The sequence below is a fragment of the Sporosarcina sp. NCCP-2331 genome, assembly GCF_023707945.1.
Lineage (GTDB): Bacteria > Bacillota > Bacilli > Bacillales_A > Planococcaceae > Sporosarcina > Sporosarcina cascadiensis.
On sequence record NZ_BRCD01000032.1, the window covers coordinates 1 to 15,447 of the forward strand.

Here is a 15,447-nt window from a genome sequence, read left to right on the forward strand (position 1 = left end):
GCATAGTGTCTTTCTATTATTTCACTTTATATTCATATCCCTGCTCCTGCTTAAAATCTGCTAATTGCTGCGTATACCTGTCAAATGCCTCTTCATCGCGGCAATCCAGAGCATCGTCAATAAGTTTCATAATCCGGGTCTGCGTCTGTTCCCAATGAATGTGCTGTAAAAAAAGATCCCAATAAATTTCATTCAGCAACTTTTCCGCCTGGAGAGAAGTGCTGTTGTTCCCTACGGCTTTTAAAAATTCAGCATATGAGTTGTTATTGTTCATCTCTCTCACCCCTGTTACCTTTTAGTAATTATATATGCAAAGAAACCCGGAATGCAACCACAATACTAAATATTCGAACTTTTGGATGATTTCTATTTAATCAGTAAGCCGGGTGATAGGTATATATATTCAGATAATTCAGTTCTGTCTATTGTAATCCACCACAGTTGAAGTGTCACGGGGTTTCCTGCTCTTTCGTCAAACGAATCGTCGCTTCCCCTACGATCAATGCAACCGCTGCAATCAGCACAGGGTTCAGACTAAATCCGTACTGCGGCAGTGCGGCCGCCAGCAAGATAACTGCCTGTAATGTAATAAGTTTTCTGACGAGCGAACGGACAGCTTTCACTTGAGATGCCCCTGTTTCTTTAGGGAATAACTGATCCATTGTGAATTCCACTTTGCCTTCCAGCGCCAAAATTAGTTGAACAGCCGTTGCGAATGCCAGTGCTCCGACGAATATGAATGACACGATCGGCAAAGGAATCAAGAATGCCCCAAGAGCAGATAATGCTGTCAATCTCACCCACAGCCAAAATGTGTCATCTGTCCGTATGAATGTACGTCCTACTAAATAAGTTTGTACATCCCCTCTATTGAACGCAGCTTTTTTCATCGCAAACTTCAGCCAGTTGCGTTTGCTGACAGAACCGACCAGATGCGGCACTTCCGTAAAATAGTTAGCAAACCGATAGAAACGCATCATACGGTTTTGTTCCAACTCAATGAATTGCTCATACGGGAATGGTTTTTGACTCGCCTGTTTTTCCCACCACTTCATATAAAGTATAGCAGCCAGTAAACCAATGAAAAATGCAATCGGACTCCACACTAGCGTGAAGTAAACTGTCACAAATGCCAGCAATAAGCGAATGATCCGGTCAGGCCAGACAAATTTATGCTCCGCAATTCTCACACTGTATTCTGCGCCGACAAATAATCCTTTCATTCCGATGATCAACAGGATTAGCAGTATATAAACAGTGCCCGTTCCTATTTCTGTTGCCTTCAATAAAGGCAGGGACACGATAGCTGCAGCCAATGGAAGCGGAAGCTGTGCAAAAGTCGACCACGTAACCGCCCGCTTCATATAACCAGGCAGCTTGTCTTCCAAAGGCAGAAAGTAGACAATATCAGCAGGCTCAAGCAGCGTCGTCGGCGCTGATTTCATTAGTAATAACGCAATGATACCCGACACGATCAGAGCAGACGGAAAATTGACCGGCACTTCTTTCAGCCATTCACTGTATGCATACCCCCCTGCCCCGATTGCGAACATGAAGACTATGGCCAGATGTCCCGTGAATACATAGCGCATATACTTCTGCAGTTCATTGATGTAATGAAAGAAGCGTTTGCCCCAAATATCATACATATTGTTCATTTTCAGTTTCCTCGGTCATCGCAATATATAAATCATCCAGCGTGGCATCCGGGCGTCCGAATGCCTTGCGCAAATCATCCATCGTTCCGTTTGCACGCACACGGCCTTCATGCAGCAGGATAATACGGTCACAGTATCTTTCAGCTGTCGCGAGGACATGTGTAGACATCAGGATGGAAGCACCTGCATTCTTCCGCTCGATGATCTGATCCAGCAATGCACGGATCGCAAGCGGGTCCAAACCGACAAATGGTTCATCAATTATATACAGTTTTGGTTCCACTAGAAAGGCGCACATGATCATGACCTTCTGACGCATCCCTTTCGAGAAATGAGCTGGAAACCACTTCAGCCGCTTTTCCATCCGGAATTCTTTCAGCAGCTGTTCTGTACGTGCCTCGAATTGCTGCTTGTCCAATCCGTAAGCCATCGCCGTCATTTCCAAATGCTCGAGTAGCGTCAATTCTTCGTAAAGCACCGGAGTTTCAGGAATATAGCTGAATGACTGCCGATAATGCGCTTTGTCGCTGAACGTGGCGCCATCGATTTTTATTTGACCTTCGAGAGGATTCATAAGCCCGATAATATGTTTGATTGTAGTACTTTTACCCGCGCCGTTCAGTCCAATTAAACCGACCAGTTCGCCTTCTTCAATCTGAAAGGAAAGATCGTGCAGAACAGGCTTGCGCGTATAACCGCCTGTTACATGTTCTAATTCTAAAATCGCCATTGTATTTCCTCCAATCCACTTTTTCATTTTACCAAAGAATTTATAAAATTGCTTAGTCTGCCTTAGTGAACTATTTGAAAATATGCTACAATACATCCAAACATGAAAGGAAGTGTAGAAATGACATCATGTATTTTCTGCAATATTGTTGAAGGCTCGATCCCTGGAGAAAAAGTGTACGAAGACGAGCATGTCATCGCTTTTATGGATATTATGCCTGTTACGAAGGGGCACGTCCTTCTCATACCTAAAACACACCGTGAAAACCTGTATGAAATGACAGAAGATGAAGCTGCGAACTTATTTAAAGCAGCCCCAAGGATCGCTGCAGCGTTGAAAGAAGAATTTCAGCCAGCCGGAATGAACCTGCTGCAGAACAACGGCTCCTTCGCTGGACAGTCCGTCTATCATTTCCACATGCACCTGATCCCAAGATATGACAATACAGACGGCTTCCAGTTAGAGTTCCAGCCAAAAGTAGAGCAATTCCCGACAGACGTACTTACCGAACTGGCTGCGAATATTAAACAGCGTTTGGAAGCATAAGATAGTTCAGTTACTATAATGGGTTTGATAGAAACGCCGGAAAAAGGGATTCCAACTCCTTACCGATAGATATTTAGAAAGCTTTTGTCTATATAATAATTTCACGTGTTCTCTTGCCTGAGCTTAGGTTCACGTGCTTTAATAAAATAAACTACTAAATTAAAAGGAGTGTTTTCAACATGAAAGCGTCTACATTCTTTATTGGACTGGCGGCTGGCGCCGTTACTTCCGCTATCACCGTACTATACTCCACGCCACAGCCTGGCAGCGAGCTGCGATCCAGCGTAAAAACCGCTTCATTGGATCTGAAAGATAAGCTGAAAGATGTGAAAGGGAAAGTCGACGACCTTAAAGATTCTGTAACCAACCTATCTAAAGAAGCAAAAGAACTTGTACCCGAGACTGTCGAAGGAATGAAAGACTCCGTAGCGGACTGGAAGCGTTCAACAGAACATAATAAAAAAAGATTAGAAAAAGAAATTTCGGCTATTCAAAATGCCCTGGACGATTTAGAAAAGTCGATAGGCAGTCGATAGGTCTGCTTCATCCCCCTCTGTATATCAGTTCAAGCACCTGACTGATCATCCATGTGTAAGGAGAGGCTGCAGAATTCAGCTGGATCGTTCGGCACCGTTCTGCAGGCACTTGCACCCAGTATCAGTTATTTTATTATTCCGTCTTTTTTATTTGTTGCTTTTTTGGTATAATAAATAAAAATAACTGAAAGAAAGCAGGTGCCCTGATGGCAGAGCAGAATATTTCACGCAAAGACGCCATGATCTTCAACCAGCGCGTCGCCCAAATGTCTAAGGCATTATGGAAAGCCGTTGAAAAAGATTGGCAGCAATGGATCAAACCTTATGACTTGAATATTAATGAGCATCACATTTTATGGATTGCTTACCACATGGAAGGCGCCACGATTTCGGATATCGCCAAATTCGGTGTCATGCATGTTTCTACTGCCTTCAATTTTTCGAAGAAACTTGAACAGCGGGAGCTTTTATATTTTTCAAAGAAAAATGATGACCGCCGCAATACATATGTGACTGTAACCGAGGAAGGGAAAAACTTGCTGATTGAAATGAACGCAAATTATCACAATGAAGATTACAGCATTCTTAAAGGTTCTTTGCCTATCAGAGACATTTACGGTAAATTCCCAGAGTTTCTGGAAGTGATGTCCGTACTGCGCAATATTTACGGAGATGACTTCATGGATATTTTCGAAAAAGGTTTTCAGAATATCGAGAAAACTTACGAAGATTCAAATGATTATCTTCAAAAGACAAAAATAGAATCTTAACATCAGCAATGCTGTTTTTTTCTTTTAGGCAGAGATTCTGCTATGATGGGTACAGTCACATAAAGCATACCGAGGAGGTCAACAATGGTTATTACGATTACCATTCTTTTTTCACTGTTTTATCTATACCAAATTAATAAAATGACATTTGCGCTTTGCCAATCCAAAGAGATACCTGAGGAGAAGCAGCCGAAAATCTATCGGACGGTGAATATTCTCATCACAATCCTCATTTTATCCTTATATGTGGAAGTTTTCTATAGTGCATAAAACCAGTATGTAACCCCGCCCCTATTTAATAGGGAACGGGCTTTTTTTAATACAAGTACGCTGCACCGACAATAATCAACAAGATGAACAATACAACAATTAAAGCAAAACCGGATGTACCTGCTCCGCCTTGGTTATAACCGCTCATGAAGGCACCCCCTTTCACACTGTATCTTATGCGAAGCAGGAAAAAGACGGTTGGGCGAATGAAAAGAAGGAACCTTTTTGTTTTTCAAACGTTTTATGCTATAGTGATATCTTGAAATGATATTTAGATTAGGGGAGTTATTTAATGAAAAAGAAAATTTTAGCCTTTACACTCGCAGCATCTGTTGCAGCTTTATCCGCTTGTTCTGGTGGCGGAGACAGCGAAAAAGTCATGACGTCCAAAGCTGGTGACGTAACAAAAGAAGAATTCTACAAAGAAATGAAGGACTCCGTCGGCGAACAAGCATTGCAGATGATTGTTCTCGAAAAAGTTCTTGAAGATAAGTATAAGGTTGACGAAAAGCAAGTAGACGAAGAATTCAACAAAAACAAAGAACAGCTTGGTGATAACTTCGAAGCATTTTTGGCACAGCAGGGCCAGACTCCTGACAGCTTCAAGAAAATGATTCGCCTGCAGAAGCTGCAAGAAGCAGCATTGACTGACGGCGTAGAAGTATCTGATGAAGAATTGAATAAGCGTATTGAAGAATCTCAGTCAGAGATTAACGCGCGTCACATTCTTGTAGAAGATGAAGAAACAGCTAAAGAAGTAAAAGAAAAGCTGGACAAGGGAGAAGACTTTGCAAAAGTAGCGAAGGAATACTCTACAGATCCAGGATCTAAAGAAGAAGGCGGCGATCTGGACTGGTTCGGTTACGGCGCTATGGTTCCTGAATTCTGGGAAGCAGCTTATAATTTAGAGCCGGGTACAATCAGTGAGCCAGTTGCATCAGAACATGGTTTCCACATCATCGAAGTGAAAGAAAAGCGTAAAAAAGAAGATGCAAAAACATCAGATGAAGAAAAAGAAGAAATTCGCCACGAATTGTTGATGGAAAAATCTGATGAGAATGAACTGTTGACGAAAGTTTCTAAATTAGTGAAAGATGCAGATGTCAAGATTAAAGATGAAGATCTTAAATCAGCGCTTGATCTATTCAAGGAACAGCCTGCAGAACCAGAAGAAACTCCTGCTGTTGAAGTAGAAGAAGACGATGCAAAAGCAGAAGAAAGTAAATAATGATTTAACCGCTCCTCCGGCTGTGCCGGGGGAGTTTTTTATTGAATGAAACGGCATCTATGATCACAGGGGGTCACACTATGATCAAGTTTTCTGCCGCTATGATCACTTGAAAGGCGTCAATGATCGGTTACCGATGATGTATGATCACCAGTGGAATTGTATGAGCGCCCGCACGCTTTTCATGATCAAATGAAGCCTGCAAATATAGGGCCTGCACAAAAATCGGTTCTTGACAACTTGTCTGGAAGGTATTGCGAAAATTATGCTATACATCTTTACGAAGTATGGATTTTGTAGTATGTGCGGGTTTGGTTGCTCGACTTTGAAGGACTATTATACGAAGTGTAAGTTTGCAGTTTGAACTCGCTACGGCGCTGGGGGATTGCCTTACGCTATGAGCCTACTGGCGAAGGACGTGCCAGCTGTCTTATAGCAACGGCCTACCCCGCAGTTGCGCCTTCGCTGTTATCGGAGAAATTATGTAGCACTGCTCACTTGCAGAGTGCGGATTTAGTGGGTATGGTTTTCTATTCTAGACTTTGTAAACGCATTGTTCATGAGAATCTCAGCCTTTGCAGAATGATAAGTAATGCATGGAATACCTCACCTATCGTAATAATCTCAAATAGTATGCTCATACTGCAACTCACATAAAAATTTGAAACACAAGCCAGTGTACCTTCGTTCCAGGCAACCTAAGTACGCCGCGTCCTGCGGCAACGGTTGCATGACTCACTTCGTGTGAGCCCGCGGCTAAAAACACTCGGGGAGGATCAGCCCGATAGGATGAGACAACTTGCGGGAGCGAAAGCCTTTACGAAGAAAGGCTTTTGCGAATAAAAGCGTAGCGTTATGAGCACAGTTTGCCTTAATTTCCGCAAAGAGCGCAGAAATACGGCAAAGCGAACCCTTCGCTGTTCGCTTGGCTCACCGAGGGCCCTCCCGAAAGCGTCCGCCTGAAACGCAGGGAAACGGTCTCATACCCACTTACCATGCTATACTGCACGATCACAGCCAAATCTCAAACTGCTCATGAAATAAACTGTCAAGCACACGTTTTGATGAAGAGCTCTAATAAAAAAATCAGGCTGCCTTCTAACAAGCAGCCTGATTTTATTTTATTTGATTTACATACTTATTCGAATGTCGGTTTATAAAATGAACGGTTGTCGAGCGGAAAAACGCGTTCTGAAAACTCGCCGGGTGCTGTCTTGGACATGACGCGGTTGAGCATATTCATTTTCGCATCGATATTATCAATATAATGCAGGATCTCTGCTTCCTTGAGCATCGGCCGTTTCGGGCTGCCCCACTCTTCTTTACCGTGATGAGAGAGGACCATATGCTGCAGCAGCATGATTTCTTCTCCCTCAATTTCCAGTTCATCTGCCGCTTTGGCAATTTCATTTACCATGATGGTAATATGTCCAAGAAGATTCCCTTCAATCGTATACTGTGTGCCGACGGGTCCTGAAAGTTCAACGACTTTGCCGATATCATGCAGAATGATTCCCGCGTACAATAAATCTTTATTGAGCGTCGGATAGAGCTCTGCGATGGCTTTTCCAAGCTTCAGCATCGATACGACGTGATCCAGCAAACCGGTTACATAATCATGATGGTTTCTAGTCGCAGCAGGGTACAGCATGAAATCTGCCTGGTGCTTCTTCAATAGATGACGGGTGACTCGCTGGATATCCGGATTTTTCATCTCGAAGAAATATTGCATCAGTTCTTCAAACAGCACTTCTTTGCTTTTTTCAGCAGAGGGTACCAAATCAGCAATCGTTACGCCTTCCTCTTCTTTCACCGGACGGATTGCTTTGATGCGCAGCTGATTTTTCCCGCGGTACTCATGAACTTCGCCGCCAACTTTTACGATCGATGCGGCCTTGTACAAACGCGCCTGCTCTTCTCCCGTATCCCACAGTTTCGCTTCGAGATCGCCGCTTTTATCCTGGAGAATCAACGTCATGAATGGACTTCCCTGCTGCGTGATGCCTTTCGTAGCCTGCTTAATCAATAAATACATATCCACCGGTTCTCCCGCTTGGTGTTCCATTAGTTTTTTCATCAATCGATCTCTCCTTTAACTTTTGTACCGATCTCGACTTTATGTACGTCACTCAACCACTTTGCTTCTATATCTGAGCGGCAAGTAAAATATAAAAATTGATGAGACGGCTCTAATTCTTTAATAATTTCTATCATACGCGAAAGTCTTTCATTATCAAAGTGAACAAACGGATCATCCATGATAATCGGAAATGGCGCGCGGTCAGAAAGTGCGGAAGCCAATGCCAGCCTCAATGAAAGATACGCTTGTTCCTTTGTTGCCTGACTCAGCTCATTGATCTGAAAAGATTGACCGCTGTGCGTTACAGCTTGAAAATATCCCTCTGCCGTCAAACCGAGTGTACGGTAACGACTGGCTGTCAGACGGCTGAACCAGTCATTCGCCATTTCAAGGACAGCCGGCAGCTGATGCTCTTTCCACTCACTCATTGTCTGCCGGATTGCTTCGGCAGCGGCTTTCCGGACCATCCATTGCTGCGCCAGATCGGCAAGCTCAGCTTTCCGCACTTCGAATAACTGCTGGAGTTCACTGAGTGCACCGCTTTTCCCCATCTGTGCAAGCTCATGGCTGACTTTCACCTGTTCATCGACTAGTTCCGTCACTTCATTGCGAAGAGCTGTCAGGCGCTCTGCAGTGTTCCCCCGGCTGCGTTCAAGTTCAGGCAGCGTCCAGTCAGCCGTCAGGGGTTTATCACCATACAGAGAAAGCTGCGAATGAATTTCCGCCAGCTGCCTTTTCAGCAACTGTGCCTGCTGATCGTCTTGAAACGCTCGATAAAACTGTTCTTTTTCTGAAACTTCAACCAGATCGAACAATGTTTGAATTTCTGCTTCCATCGACTGCAGCAGTGCATCTGTCTCCTGAATATCGCTCTGGAGTTTCTGCAGTGTCTGCTCCCGGCTCCGATATTTTCCGAGAAGTTCTTTTTGATTCATCAATTCCTGCCGCAGCCGTTCATATACGGCATTTTCCGGCACAGGCCCAAGCAGCGCCTCCACCTCATTCATACGTTCCTGCAGTTGCTGTTTTCCTGCTTGCAGCCGCTGCCGCCACGTTTGCTGCTCTGCCGAAGCATCCTGCAATTCCCGCAGCATCCGGAAGCTCTCCTGAATAGTAAACGTCAGATCAATTGGATCATCCTGCACAGCCTTCTTCAGCTCACTGGCCGCTTGCTGCTTTCGCTCATGAAGCTGTTCCATCTCTGAAACGAGATTCCCCAATTTGCGTTCCATTTTTTCAATCTCTGTAAATACTTGCTGCTGTTCCCGTTTCTGTCCTTCAAAACGCACACTCAAACTTTCCATTTCAGCAGCTAGCGGTTCATTATCCCGTATAAATGCCTGTTGCTCTTCCAATGAAGCCGGCCGTTTTTTCCACAGCCATGCACCTGCGGCTAAACATACAGCGCCCGCGGCTGCAAAGAGCCATTGCTGCTGCCAAATACTATATGCGCCAATAATAAGACCAATGACGAGTAAAAACAGAGGGACCAGACGGCCATTTGATTGTTGATCCGCGACAGACAGCATGGCTTTCGCCTCTGCCAGCCGCTGTTTAGTCTCAGGCCACTTCTCCAGCTTCTCCAGTTCTTGCTGTGTAACCGCCTGTCGCTCAAGCTGCTGTTTTCGCTGCTCTGCTTCCTCGCGCTCATTTTCCGCTTCCGCCAGCATGCGATTCAAAGCTTTCAGCTGCTGTTCGGCATCTTTCTGCTGCTCGATTAACGGTTCCAGCTTTCGTTCGCGCTGAATCGAAATATCCAGATCCTCCATTGCCTCCAGCTGAATATCAGTCAATGCCAGGCGATTTTTCAGCTGCTGTCTTTTCGTCTCGAGCAGTCTGATTTCCTGTTCAGCTGAAAGTGTATCTGTCCGCATTCGATGCCATTCAGCTTCTTGTGCAGTCAAGCGTTCGAGCAGCCGGCGTTCGCTGTCAGGCATCAATTCAACCAGATCTGTCTGGAGTTGCTGCTGTTCTTTCAATAAACGCTGTTTTCTTATTGCCAGCTCCGCTTGTCTGCCGGCCAGTTCTTCATAGCGGCGGATGCCTTCAGCAGGAAAATGTATATCCGGCAGTGCAGACAGCTGATCAGTCAGCTGTCGTTCTTTCTGCTGCAGCGGCACGATCTGCATGGCCAGCATTTGTTCATCCGCCTGGCTGTGCAATTGCTGTTCTTCTTCCCGCAGTGCTCTCACCTGCTGCGTCAGTTCCCTCTGCCGTTCCGTTAGCGGCTCATAGGCTGCAAGTTTCTGCTGTTCTTTTAACATGGCCTGCTCAAGTTCTTTGATTTCTGTGACTTTTTGATTCATCGGCGGCACTCTGCCCGATTTCTTGAATAGATCGGAAGCTTCCCTCTCTACTCTCTTTTCCACTTTCCATAATGAATCTAGACCTGTAGTACCGGATGCGAGAAGTGTCCGGCTCAGATCGTCTTCATCCATTTTCTCCAGTCCTTGCAATTGAAACAATGAAAAAGAAAAGACCGCTTCAAATGCCTGACGGTCATAGCCGCGCAGTAATATTTTCATCTCTTCTTCTCCAGCGGAACGTCCGTCTTCAAAACGAATCGCCACGTCACCCGAAGATTTCCCCCGCACGCGTTCAATCATCCAATTGCCAAATTCCTCGTCTGCTATATACAGACAACCGCCGTACTTGCCGCCTGTCTTTGGTTCATAGCGCAATTCCTGCTGATTCTTTTGCGGGAAACCAAATAATATATGAAGGACTGCCTGCTGGATCGTTGACTTTCCGGCTTCATTCGGTCCATAAAGCAAATTCATGCCTGAATGCAAATCAATTTCCAGATTCTCATGACGGCCAAACCCATATAGGACAATCTTTTTTATTTTCATTCGATCATCTCTCCTTCAGCAATTCCGCAGCCAATAAAGCCGCAGTCTGCTGTTTCAGCTGTTCCATATCGTTCACGGTCAGGCTTTTTAAATATCGGCCGGCACGGTGGCTGTACAGGTCTTTCACAAGTCCTTGCCATTCATCCGCCTGCCAGCTTGCCAGTGTTTGTTCAACCGGTTCCAGCAATGCTGCCGGCAGCTCTTCATTCGAAACAGCCGGCCAGTCAATCGAAGTGATCCATACGAAAGGTTCTATCCCGCTGTATTGCTCCCTTAAAATGTCGAGCCACTCCCATTCTGACGACGCACGCTGCAAGTCGCCGGCCAGCCCTTCCGTATCTTCCATGATCAATTCCACCACCGCACTGCCCGACTCTGCGATAAACCTGTCAATTGTTTCCTGACACCTAGTCACCCAGTCATCCGCGTAGTCAATGCCTTCGCAGGAAACAGTCAGACGGCTGAAGACAATATCGGAAGTTCTGACAAAATTCAATGATGTTTTCCCGCGGGTAATCGATACATCATAAAACCCTTTTATACCTTGCTCTTTACGATGCCGTCCCTGAAGATTTCCGGGATAAACGACAGGGGGGTCTTCCGCTAACTGCTGACGTTTGTGAATATGCCCGAGTGCCCAATAGTGATAATTCTTCTCCTGCAGCTCACTGACAGTAAATGGCGCATAGACAGCATGTTCCGCGTCACCCGCCACACTGCCGTGCAAAAGACCGATATGGATTCCCTCATCTGAGGCAACTGGATAGTCCGCTATCATCGGCTCTGTCACATGACGCTGCGGATAGCTGAATCCATGCAGAAAGACCTTCTCTCCCCGGATAGTCAGCTGTTTTTGCTCCACTTCTTCGGAAAACGTCTGTACATTCGCGGGAAATGAAACTCTTGTCCAGCTGCCCGCCAGATGATCGTGATTGCCGTATGTAATAAAAACCGGGATTTCCTTTTCATAAAGACGCTGCATGCCTTGCTGGAATCGTATTTGTGCACGCAGGCTGCGGTCTTCCCCGTCATAAAGATCGCCGACGATGACGATGAAATCCGGCCGGACCTTCACCGCATAGTCAATAAAACGGTCAAACGCCGAAAAAGTAGATTGCTGCAGCCTCGCCAATTCATTCGGACCTGCTGCCATGCCTTTAAACGGGCTGTCAAGATGCAGATCAGCTGTATGTAAAAAACGGATTGCCTCCATAGTTGCACCTCTTTCGTCGAATACTCGTTCTCTATTTTACCATAAGCACTCTCGAACTGGAAAGTGCATGCAAAAAGCCTGTCACCCCTTTCGGCGACAGGCTGCAAGTTTATTCTTTTCCGAGCTGAATGGCCTTCTTCAAGTCTTTCAATGAACGGGACGGGCCGTACATCAGCACGCCTCCGCGGTAGACTTTTGCTCCAAACCAGCCGAGAACCGCAATCGTCACGACCATGATCGCAATGGACAGCAATGGCTCCCATAATGGCAGATCGAGCATGCCTACCCTCAAGAACATAACAAGCGGTGCGAAAAACGGTACAAACGATGCGATTTTCAAATAGCCCAACTCTGGATTACCAAGGCCCGTCGCTGCAATAATGAACGCTGCGACTACCAGCAAGGACATCGGCATGATCATTTGCTGCACATCTTCTGTCCGGCTGACAAGCGAACCGAGCAATGCGGCAAGGGTTGCATAAAGAAAATAGCCCAGCAAGAAGAAAATCACTGCATAGACCAGCGTACTGACTTGCAGATTTTCCAAGCTGAAGAATGCCGAAAAGTCATTCTCTTCTCCAATTGAAGACACTTTATAGGCGATGAGCCCTGCTGCACCGTAAATTAGTATCTGTACAATCCCGAGTGATCCGATTCCGAGCACTTTTGCAAACATATGCTTAACCGGCGACACGCTCGAAATTAAAATTTCCATGACACGTGAAGACTTTTCCGTGGCTACTTCTGTCGCAATCATCGAAGAATAGATGATGACTGCAAAATAAATAACGAACATCAGCACATACACGAGCACCCGTGCCTGATTCAGCTCATCCTCCGACTTAGCCGAAGCAGAAATGTTTTGCTTCTCAAAATGAATGGGCGCGAACAGCGTAGCTACTTCATCAGCGGACAATGAGAGCTGTTCGGCTTTCACTTCTGTCTGTATAGTCTGCAGCGCATCTTGCAAAGAAGACGGCAAATATTGATCTACTGAACTGGCTGACGTATAGGTCGCTTGTATTGTTTGTGAAGCATCAAGATGTAATTCAATGAAAGCATCTATTTTTTCAGCTTCCACTTGCTTCTCCAGCTGTTCTTTCGTTTCATTTGCAATCTCTATTGTAATTTCTTCCTCATTCAGCTTCAGCTGTGGCTGCAGACGTTCCATCAATACTCCGCTGTCATCGAGCACGAGAACTTTATCTTCTTCTCCATCACCTATCCATTTACTCGCTGTATTAATAAGGCCGGGCAAATTGGCAAAGAGGAATATCCCCGCAACCATAATAAGTGTTGTGATGAAGAATGACTTCGTTTTCGCCTTCGTTAAGAAACTCTGCCTGAAAATTATCCAAAACTCACGCATGTTCTTCCCCCACTTTCGCAATAAATATGTCTTGCAAAGATGGTTCTTCTATTCCAAAATGGCGAATCGGCCCTTTCAATAATGCAGCCTGCAGCAATTCATTCGCAATGCTTTCATTTTCCACCTGGAATACCGCGCCTTCCAATGAATGATGGGCTGTATTGACTCCGGGCAAAGCGTCTAATTCTTCCAATGAAAAGTCTGCACGTATCCTGACGTTCTGCTTGCCGAATGACCGTTTGACATCCCGTAAATTTCCACTGACAAGCTGCTGGCCATGATGTATGATGCTGAGCTGTTCACATAATTCTTCCACATGATCCATACGGTGACTGGAAAAAAGTATGGTCGCCCCGCTGTTTCGAAAATCGATGATAGCCCGTTTCAGCATCTCCACATTGACTGGATCCAGACCTGAGAACGGTTCATCCAGAATCAGTAATTTCGGATCATGCATGAGGGAGGCAATCACCTGGATCTTCTGCTGATTCCCTTTAGATAATTCCTCTACTTTTTTATCCGTATAATGCGGGACTTCAAAACGCTCCAGCCACTGAAGCGCAGCCTTTTTCGCCGCCGTTTTATTCATCCCTCGCAGCTGTCCAAGAAAAACAAGCTGCTCCAGCACTTTCATTTTCGGATAAAGTCCCCGCTCTTCCGGTAAATAACCGATGAGCGGGCTTGTCGCATAGGTTATTTTCTGCCCGTTCCAATGGATGGAACCTTCTGTTGTATTCAGCAAGCCAAGAATCATACGGAAAGTTGTCGTCTTGCCAGCCCCATTGGCTCCAAGAAAGCCGTACATCGTACCTTCTTCAACTGTCAGTGACAGATGATCTACTGCCGTAAAGTCTCCAAATCGTTTGGTCACTTGTTCAAGCTGTAATGCCATGCATATAAGTCTCCTCTCAGTCTCTTTATCTAGTTCTACGTTCCACATCTCGAATTGTTTCAAGATTCTTTAATTATTTCGGCTGGCAACGGCTGCACCGATTGTATAAGACAGCATATGAACTGCCCAGATTGCTGTTAAAATAAAGAACGCAGGACCCGGCCCCTCCATTAATATAGCAATCAGCCATCCTATCAAAACGGCTGCTGTTGTGGCAAACCAGGAATAGGAACGCGCCTGGCGATGTATCGTCTGATATCTTTCGTCATAACGTCTTTGTTTCTTACCGATTCTCCAGCTGATTAACAGTATAATTCCTGTAATTGCCAGTCCCAGCGGCAAACCCAGCAAAAATGAACCAATATTAAAACCTTCATACATAATCTATTCCTCCTCATAAATGAATATTTCTTCTATCCTGCAGCCAAACAAGTTTGAAATCTTAAATGCAAGCACTAAGGACGGATTATATTTTCCTTTTTCTAAGGAAATAATAGTCTGCCGTGACACACCTAATTTTTCCGCCAAGCCATCTTGCGTCCATCCCATTTCAACCCGCTTGGCTTTAATGTGGTTGTTCACCTTTATCACCCTTTTCTGATCAACGAAATGTAAAGGAAGCTTTACGTAAACTTTACTTTACATTTCTTTTAATGTCAAGCAAACTTTACACAGCAATATAAGTGAATGACTATTCATTATTAGTATTTCATAGTATACTGATTTAAAAGAAGATGGAGGAGATTGAATGAAGACATACAAACTGACTGCATACGAAAAAGACGGAACACTGATTACAGATGAAGCTTTTACTGCAGAAAATGATGACGCTGCAAAAGAACAGGGCCGCCAGCTGCTCACTGAAAAAGAGTTGCTGGAGCGCACACACCGACTGGCTTCCCCGCTTGGAAAGCTATTGTTATTTCATGTTTAAAAAGAGACTGTTCCCGATTTATAACGGGACAGTCTCTTTTTCCGCATATAACCGACATTCTTCTTCTAAATTGAACAGAATATCGAGTTTGATTTGTTTAAAAGTGTATGTATTCCTTTCTTTATATCTTCTTTTCCTCCAAATTATTTCCCGGGAAACTTTTTCTTTTAGACAGTATTAGTGTAATCAATAAAAATGACGTAAAATTCAGTATAAGGAATATTTCAGCAGCACAGCAAAATGTAAACCCTTCCATTTTTTCGCTATTTATTATTTTATCAGAGAATTTTATATACAGTCCAATAAAAGCGAGATTTTTCTCTAAATTTGTGATAAGCTATCCTCGTCAATAACTCGTAGAAGGAAGTG

General features: G+C 44.7%; 17 protein-coding genes. 6 read left to right on the forward strand and 11 right to left on the reverse strand.

Going from position 1 to position 15,447, the window contains the following annotated elements:
* Window positions 1-16 precede the first annotated feature (16 nt).
* The 3 genes from NCCP2331_RS15550 to NCCP2331_RS15560 form a co-directional block, all read right to left on the reverse strand.
* Entirely contained in the window at window positions 17-274 is a 258-nt protein-coding gene (locus tag NCCP2331_RS15550) for an IDEAL domain-containing protein (protein ID WP_153721020.1), read from the reverse strand.
* A gap of 175 nt (window positions 275-449) precedes the next feature.
* On the reverse strand, window positions 450-1,658 hold the full coding sequence (locus tag NCCP2331_RS15555; protein WP_153721019.1) for an ABC transporter permease: 1,209 nt from the start codon (window positions 1,656-1,658) through the stop codon (window positions 450-452).
* Window positions 1,642-2,388, reverse strand: a complete 747-nt coding sequence (locus NCCP2331_RS15560; RefSeq protein ID WP_153721018.1) for an ABC transporter ATP-binding protein — start codon at window positions 2,386-2,388, stop codon at window positions 1,642-1,644. The genes NCCP2331_RS15555 and NCCP2331_RS15560 overlap by 17 nt, the downstream gene beginning before the upstream one ends.
* Window positions 2,389-2,508: 120 nt before the next feature.
* On the opposite strand from NCCP2331_RS15560, the gene NCCP2331_RS15565 reads away from it, so the two are divergent.
* The 4 genes from NCCP2331_RS15565 (at window position 2,509) to NCCP2331_RS15580 (ending at window position 4,510) form a co-directional block, all read left to right on the forward strand.
* The gene (locus NCCP2331_RS15565) at window positions 2,509-2,934 is read left to right on the forward strand and encodes an HIT family protein (RefSeq protein WP_153721017.1); all 426 of its coding nucleotides are present in this window, start codon (window positions 2,509-2,511) and stop codon (window positions 2,932-2,934) included.
* 179 nt (window positions 2,935-3,113) lie between these two features.
* Window positions 3,114-3,470 carry a YtxH domain-containing protein gene (locus NCCP2331_RS15570; protein WP_153721016.1) on the forward strand — a complete coding sequence of 119 codons (357 nt, stop codon included), beginning with the start codon at window positions 3,114-3,116 and terminating at the stop codon, window positions 3,468-3,470.
* A gap of 206 nt (window positions 3,471-3,676) precedes the next feature.
* On the forward strand, window positions 3,677-4,240 hold the full coding sequence (locus NCCP2331_RS15575; protein ID WP_153721015.1) for an HTH-type transcriptional regulator Hpr: 564 nt from the start codon (window positions 3,677-3,679) through the stop codon (window positions 4,238-4,240).
* A gap of 84 nt (window positions 4,241-4,324) precedes the next feature.
* Window positions 4,325-4,510 carry a hypothetical protein gene (locus NCCP2331_RS15580; protein WP_153721014.1) on the forward strand — a complete coding sequence of 62 codons (186 nt, stop codon included), beginning with the start codon at window positions 4,325-4,327 and terminating at the stop codon, window positions 4,508-4,510.
* A gap of 46 nt (window positions 4,511-4,556) precedes the next feature.
* Here the strand turns inward: NCCP2331_RS15580 and NCCP2331_RS15585 are convergent, their stop codons facing one another.
* Window positions 4,557-4,658: a YjcZ family sporulation protein gene (locus tag NCCP2331_RS15585; RefSeq protein WP_153721013.1), complete on the reverse strand. Its 102-nt coding sequence runs from the start codon at window positions 4,656-4,658 to the stop codon at window positions 4,557-4,559.
* 144 nt (window positions 4,659-4,802) lie between these two features.
* On the opposite strand from NCCP2331_RS15585, the gene NCCP2331_RS15590 reads away from it, so the two are divergent.
* A complete protein-coding gene (locus tag NCCP2331_RS15590) occupies window positions 4,803-5,738 on the forward strand; it encodes a peptidylprolyl isomerase (protein WP_153721012.1) in 936 nt (311 codons plus the stop codon).
* A 1,138-nt stretch (window positions 5,739-6,876) separates the two neighbouring features.
* Here NCCP2331_RS15590 and yhaM read toward each other — a convergent pair.
* From yhaM to NCCP2331_RS15625, 7 genes are all read right to left on the reverse strand, one after another.
* Window positions 6,877-7,815 (reverse strand): 3'-5' exoribonuclease YhaM, encoded by a 939-nt coding sequence (gene yhaM / locus NCCP2331_RS15595; protein WP_153721236.1) that lies wholly within the window; start codon window positions 7,813-7,815, stop codon window positions 6,877-6,879.
* Window positions 7,815-10,670, reverse strand: a complete 2,856-nt coding sequence (locus NCCP2331_RS15600) for an ATP-binding protein (protein WP_251671752.1) — start codon at window positions 10,668-10,670, stop codon at window positions 7,815-7,817. Before NCCP2331_RS15600 ends, yhaM begins: the two co-directional genes overlap by 1 nt.
* 4 nt (window positions 10,671-10,674) lie before the next feature.
* Window positions 10,675-11,883 (reverse strand): metallophosphoesterase family protein, encoded by a 1,209-nt coding sequence (locus NCCP2331_RS15605; protein WP_251671753.1) that lies wholly within the window; start codon window positions 11,881-11,883, stop codon window positions 10,675-10,677.
* A gap of 109 nt (window positions 11,884-11,992) precedes the next feature.
* Window positions 11,993-13,252 (reverse strand): ABC transporter permease, encoded by a 1,260-nt coding sequence (locus tag NCCP2331_RS15610; protein ID WP_251671754.1) that lies wholly within the window; start codon window positions 13,250-13,252, stop codon window positions 11,993-11,995.
* Window positions 13,245-14,144: an ABC transporter ATP-binding protein gene (locus NCCP2331_RS15615; protein WP_251671755.1), complete on the reverse strand. Its 900-nt coding sequence runs from the start codon at window positions 14,142-14,144 to the stop codon at window positions 13,245-13,247. The genes NCCP2331_RS15610 and NCCP2331_RS15615 overlap by 8 nt, the downstream gene beginning before the upstream one ends.
* A 69-nt stretch (window positions 14,145-14,213) precedes the next feature.
* The gene (locus NCCP2331_RS15620; protein ID WP_153721007.1) at window positions 14,214-14,525 is read right to left on the reverse strand and encodes a DUF2178 domain-containing protein; all 312 of its coding nucleotides are present in this window, start codon (window positions 14,523-14,525) and stop codon (window positions 14,214-14,216) included.
* 3 nt (window positions 14,526-14,528) lie between these two features.
* Window positions 14,529-14,726 carry a helix-turn-helix transcriptional regulator gene (locus NCCP2331_RS15625; RefSeq protein ID WP_251671756.1) on the reverse strand — a complete coding sequence of 66 codons (198 nt, stop codon included), beginning with the start codon at window positions 14,724-14,726 and terminating at the stop codon, window positions 14,529-14,531.
* Window positions 14,727-14,892: 166 nt separating this feature from the next.
* Here NCCP2331_RS15625 and NCCP2331_RS15630 point away from each other — a divergent pair, with 166 nt between their 5' ends.
* Complete coding sequence (locus NCCP2331_RS15630) at window positions 14,893-15,078, forward strand: YhzD family protein (RefSeq protein ID WP_153721005.1); 186 nt, start codon at window positions 14,893-14,895, stop codon at window positions 15,076-15,078.
* The last annotated feature ends 369 nt before the right edge of the window (window positions 15,079-15,447 follow it).

Excerpts from the sequence above, each read along its gene's own strand:
- NCCP2331_RS15575 (WP_153721015.1), top strand. The coding sequence starts at position 3,677 with ATGGCAGAGCAGAATATTTCACGCAAAGACGCCATGATCTTCAACCAG.
- NCCP2331_RS15600 (WP_251671752.1), bottom strand. The coding sequence starts at position 10,670 with ATGAAAATAAAAAAGATTGTCCTATATGGGTTTGGCCGTCATGAGAAT.
- NCCP2331_RS15630 (WP_153721005.1), top strand. The coding sequence starts at position 14,893 with ATGAAGACATACAAACTGACTGCATACGAAAAAGACGGAACACTGATT.
- NCCP2331_RS15565 (WP_153721017.1), top strand. The coding sequence starts at position 2,509 with ATGACATCATGTATTTTCTGCAATATTGTTGAAGGCTCGATCCCTGGA.
- NCCP2331_RS15585 (WP_153721013.1), bottom strand. The coding sequence starts at position 4,658 with ATGAGCGGTTATAACCAAGGCGGAGCAGGTACATCCGGTTTTGCTTTA.
- NCCP2331_RS15555 (WP_153721019.1), bottom strand. The coding sequence starts at position 1,658 with ATGAACAATATGTATGATATTTGGGGCAAACGCTTCTTTCATTACATC.
- NCCP2331_RS15550 (WP_153721020.1), bottom strand. The coding sequence starts at position 274 with ATGAACAATAACAACTCATATGCTGAATTTTTAAAAGCCGTAGGGAAC.
- NCCP2331_RS15620 (WP_153721007.1), bottom strand. The coding sequence starts at position 14,525 with ATGTATGAAGGTTTTAATATTGGTTCATTTTTGCTGGGTTTGCCGCTG.
- NCCP2331_RS15610 (WP_251671754.1), bottom strand. The coding sequence starts at position 13,252 with ATGCGTGAGTTTTGGATAATTTTCAGGCAGAGTTTCTTAACGAAGGCG.
- NCCP2331_RS15570 (WP_153721016.1), top strand. The coding sequence starts at position 3,114 with ATGAAAGCGTCTACATTCTTTATTGGACTGGCGGCTGGCGCCGTTACT.
- NCCP2331_RS15560 (WP_153721018.1), bottom strand. The coding sequence starts at position 2,388 with ATGGCGATTTTAGAATTAGAACATGTAACAGGCGGTTATACGCGCAAG.
- NCCP2331_RS15605 (WP_251671753.1), bottom strand. The coding sequence starts at position 11,883 with ATGGAGGCAATCCGTTTTTTACATACAGCTGATCTGCATCTTGACAGC.
- NCCP2331_RS15615 (WP_251671755.1), bottom strand. The coding sequence starts at position 14,144 with ATGGCATTACAGCTTGAACAAGTGACCAAACGATTTGGAGACTTTACG.
- NCCP2331_RS15580 (WP_153721014.1), top strand. The coding sequence starts at position 4,325 with ATGGTTATTACGATTACCATTCTTTTTTCACTGTTTTATCTATACCAA.
- NCCP2331_RS15590 (WP_153721012.1), top strand. The coding sequence starts at position 4,803 with ATGAAAAAGAAAATTTTAGCCTTTACACTCGCAGCATCTGTTGCAGCT.
- yhaM (WP_153721236.1), bottom strand. The coding sequence starts at position 7,815 with ATGAAAAAACTAATGGAACACCAAGCGGGAGAACCGGTGGATATGTAT.